This is a genomic window from Frankia sp. CcWB3 (assembly GCF_977927595.1).
Map to the genome: position 1 here is coordinate 7845 of NZ_CDWRCK010000037.1, position 4252 is coordinate 12096.

At 67.0% G+C, this 4252-nt stretch carries 4 protein-coding genes; 1 reads left to right on the forward strand and 3 read right to left on the reverse strand.

Annotation, left to right across the window (positions count from 1 at the left end; all coding sequences use genetic code 11):
• Positions 1-131: 131 nt before the first annotated feature.
• Positions 132-1445, forward strand: coding sequence for a lipase (locus ACY5KJ_RS05035; RefSeq protein WP_462202880.1), 1314 nt, complete (start codon positions 132-134; stop codon positions 1443-1445).
• A gap of 268 nt (positions 1446-1713) precedes the next feature.
• On the opposite strand, the gene ACY5KJ_RS05040 is transcribed toward ACY5KJ_RS05035, so the two are convergent.
• The 3 genes from ACY5KJ_RS05040 to ACY5KJ_RS05050 all read right to left on the reverse strand — a co-directional run bounded on the left by ACY5KJ_RS05040 (position 1714) and on the right by ACY5KJ_RS05050 (position 3831).
• Positions 1714-1998: a hypothetical protein gene (locus ACY5KJ_RS05040; RefSeq protein ID WP_023841456.1), complete on the reverse strand. Its 285-nt coding sequence runs from the start codon at positions 1996-1998 to the stop codon at positions 1714-1716.
• A 565-nt stretch (positions 1999-2563) separates the two neighbouring features.
• The gene (uppS, locus tag ACY5KJ_RS05045; protein WP_462202886.1) at positions 2564-3337 is read right to left on the reverse strand and encodes a polyprenyl diphosphate synthase; all 774 of its coding nucleotides are present in this window, start codon (positions 3335-3337) and stop codon (positions 2564-2566) included.
• A gap of 239 nt (positions 3338-3576) precedes the next feature.
• Positions 3577-3831: a hypothetical protein gene (locus tag ACY5KJ_RS05050; protein WP_462202881.1), complete on the reverse strand. Its 255-nt coding sequence runs from the start codon at positions 3829-3831 to the stop codon at positions 3577-3579.
• Positions 3832-4252 lie beyond the last annotated feature (421 nt).

Sequence of the window (4252 nt, forward strand, 5' to 3'; positions counted from 1 at the left end):
GTCACATGCGGGAAATTGGTCACGAGCAGGAAATTGGTCACGTGCGGGAAGGAAGTCACATGCGGGAAATGGGTCACGAGCAGGAAACGGGTCATGTCCCGGAAGGAGGCCACGCGCCGCAGAGACGTCACGTGCGGCTGGTACGTCACGGGCGGCAGGACATCGTGAGGAGGGGACGACGTTCCCGGCGGCGCCGGACCGTCATGGGGCTCGTCCTCGCCGCGACGACCGCGGTGACGGCCACCGCGACGACCACCGCCCTCATCGACCCCGCCGCGGCCACCGGGCCGACCATGGCTTGGCGCCACACATCCTCTTACCGCGGGGATGTGGTCTCCGTCAAACGGCTACGGGTCCTGTCGGCGGAGTATGTGCGGGCGGTCCTGGCCGGTACCGGGTTCGACGCCGATCCGGAGGTGATCCGGTCGGGGGTGCGGACCTACCGGGTCGTGTACTACACGATCGACCCCCGTGGACGTCGGACGACCGCCAGCGGCCTGGTGGCGCTGCCGCGCACCGAGGACCGCTGGCTACGGGTTGTCTCCTACGCCCACGGCACCGAGATCAACCGCACGGACGCCCCGTCGACCGCGACCGATCTGGAGGCCAACTCCTGGGGGCAGGCCCCGGCCCTCACCTACGCCGCCGCCGGGTTCGCGGCGGTCGCCCCCGACTACCTGGGCTACGGCGTCGGGCCGGGTGACCATCCGTGGTTGGACGTCCCCTCGGAGACCAGCGCGTCGCTGGACCTGCTCCGCGCGGCGCGCACTGTCGCCGAGCGTGAAGGCCGGAAGTTCAAACGGGATGTGCTGGTCACCGGGTTCTCCCAGGGCGCTTCGGCGGCGACGGGACTGGGGAAGGCGCTGCGGGCCGGCGCCGACCCGTCGTTCCGGCTCGGTGCCCTCGCGCCCGTCAGCGGAGCCTATGACCTGCGCTCCGTGGAGCTGCCGGCGTGGCTGAACGGGCAGGTCGCATGGCCCTTCGGCGTCGGCTACACCGCCTTCTTCCTCGTCTCCTGGAACCGCCTGCACCACCTGTACCGCTCGCCGGCGGAGGTGTTCCAGGACCCGAAGGTCGCGACGCTCTTCGACGGCAAGCACACCGGGGAGCAGATCCTCGCCGGCCTGCCGGCGACCACCGACAAGCTGCTCACCCCACACGGCTTCGACCTGCTCCGCAACCCCCAGGGCCGGCTGGCCGTGGCGCTGTGGGCGGCGGACAAGACCTGTTCGAACTGGAACCCGAGGGTGCCGGTCCGGCTCTACGTCGGCGGCGCCGACCATCAGGTTCCGCGGGCCAACAGCGAGCACTGCCGGGCCGCGTTCCTGGCAAGTGGCGCCGACGCCCCGATCATCAACCTGGGACCCAACGTCGGTCATCTCGACTCCAACAAGGCCGGTACGGCCGCGGTCGTCCGCTGGTTCCGGCAACAGGTGCAGCAGTAACAGCGAGCTGACGGACCAGGACGATCCATGGTCCCAGGCCATCGCCGGTCCCATCGCCGGCGATGGCCGGTCAACCGGCCAGCGAAATCGGACGTCGGCGGGCGGCACTCGTGGGTGGGACGGAGGGACCTCCCGGCTCGTCGGCTTCAGCGTTCGTCGTCGGCGCTGTTCATCGTCAGCGGCGGTCAGGTATCTCGGTGCCTCCGGGGAGTGCAGACAAGATAATCAACGGTGTTGACGACGTTCCGGCCGCCATTTTTGATCATGGCTAGATTCGGAAAGGCCACACCGGGGGCCCGATGGTTTCGGTGCGGACGGGGAAATTGGGGCTGGGCATGTTGACCTCGAGGCCGAGCCTCTTGTTGATTTTGAGAGCGCGATTCGCGTAAAAAGCGAGGATTCGCGGGGCCACCGACGCCACCGTGGCGGTGGCCGGCTCGGGTATGACGGCCGAAACTATCGCGGCTATGTCGACGCCGTTAGCGACCATCTCGGTCTCCTCTCTGGTGAAGAAGATCTTCCAACCCTTGTGGACGCTGGTGGCGGATGCCATTGATGCTCCGTTTATGTCTGACATCAGGTCCCGACAGGCGACAGGCTTGCACCAGCGCGACGGAGACTCGACGGTAGTTCGCTGATGGCGCAATAAGCACTTAGGGGACGTAATGAAGTAACAAATACGTGATCGAGAGCATCATCGCAGGTCACAGGCTTGCGGAGGGTTCGAAACGCGCAAGTTATTTCATTTCGACTCCTTACTTGCGGTAATGGCACCAACTGGGCGTTTCCGCGGGCAGGATGCGGCCGACCGGGCGGGTGGCCAGCCGTCGGACGACGACGGTGCGGCGGGCGCTCTACACATCCCTGAAGCCCATAGGTGGCCCATGACCGGCGTTGACTGTCTGAACGATCTTCCTGTCCGGGGGATACCAGCCCCGCTCAAGGGAGGAAAGGGGGAAGGAAAGAAGGAAAGGAAAAAGGCGGGAAGGGGGAAATAGCCAGATAAAGAAAGAAATGATCGGGCAGCGGGAAGCGGAAAAACCAGGCGCACGCAGCCCGCCGTCCAAGGGCGGCTCAGGAGTGGTTCAAGGGCGGTTCAGGGGCGGGCCAGGCGCGGATCAGGCACCGTGGCGTCGCTCCCTGGCGGCGAAGCTGCGCAGGGCGCGCAGGAAATCGATCTCACGGAATGCCGGCCAGTACGCCTCGCAGAAATACAGCTCCGAGTAGGCGCTCTGCCAGAGCAGGAAGTTGGACAGCCGCTGTTCCCCGCTGGTGCGGATCACCAGATCGGGGTCGGGCTGGCCGGCAGTGTAGAGGTGCTGGGCGATGTCGTCCACGGTCAGCGTCGACGCGACGTCGGCCAGCGAGTCCTCCGCCTCGGCCCGCTCGTACAGCAGTTCGCGCAGGGCCTCGATGACCTCCTGGCGACCTCCGTACCCGACGGCGAGGGTGACGTGAGCGCCGGTCGTGACTCTGCGGGTCGTCTCCACGGCATCCTTGAGGACACGGGCCGTGCTGTCCGGCAGCGTGTCCAGCATGCCCGCGAGATGGACCTGCCAGCGGGCGTCTGGCCGCCCGAGCCGGTCGGCCACCACCTGCTCGATCACCTGCATGAGGAAGGCGACCTCGGCGTCCCCACGCTGCTGCAGGTTCTCCGTCGAGCAGACGAACACGGTGACGTGTTTGATCCCGACAAGCTCGCACCAGGACAGGACGTCCTCGGCGTGCTCGGCGCCGTACTTGTGGCCGAGGCTCGGATTCGCCATGCCCGTCTCGCGGGCCCAGCGGCGGTTGCCGTCCATGACCAGCCCGACGTGCGCAGGCAGTGGACCCGCCATGACCTGCCGACGCAGGCGACGGGTGTAGAGCGCGTAGAGGGGGCCGGCCGTCAGCTGCACCTTCGATTACACCTTCGATCGTGGGGCGCCCGGCGATCGCGGGGCACCCGGGGGAGGAGGAGTCCGGGGAGAGCCCATGGTCGGAATGGGTCTGTGGTCGATCTGTCGTGGGTGTCGTGGGTGCTGCATGCGGGGGAGTGGGGGAGTGGTACGTCGGGATACCAGTGTGCCCCCTCCCGAGGAAGGGCTTCCGCGGGGGCTCGGACCGACGTCGCGATCGGGCGGTCCGCCGGTCACAGGACCGTCACCGGCCCACCCACCCCGTGCAGGTCCAGCGCCGGAATCACTAGCCAGTTCTCGTAGCCCCCCGCCCGGGCGTGCCGGTTCGCCTCGGCCGGTGTCACGAAGAACCCGACGACACCTTCCACCGCCCGATCCGGCCCGATGAGGACCGCCAACGCCCAGAGCGGGCCGGATCGCTGCGGATTCGCGGCCGGAATGTGCGACCACACGTCCGACCAGCTCGACTGGTCAGTCGAGGACTCCATCATGCACCCCTCTTCACGCACCCCTCTTCACGTAGCTCGTCCGGAGCCGCCCACGGCGGCCATGGCGGACGAAGGTCGACCGGTGAAAACCGTTGATATCACTATCGGTGCCGCTCCTACGTCTTACGGTGACATTCGGTAAGTTTCTGTCCATACTCTCGCCACGGCGCTCCAGATGAGCATCTTGGCGCCTCGGGCCCCTCTTCCGTGCCTATTTCAACACGAACGCAGGCTGAGATATGACACACGGACCACCGTTCGGCGATGCTTTGATGATTTGAGTTCTTCGGACCCGTTCCAGGCCTTCGCGGTCGGCGGTCCAGCGAGGGAGTTCGCGCAGGTTGCCCGCCATGGCCCTTGGCCTCTCGCCGGGCACCGCGGGGTTCAAACGTCTGCACGTGCATCCGGCTCTTAGGGGACG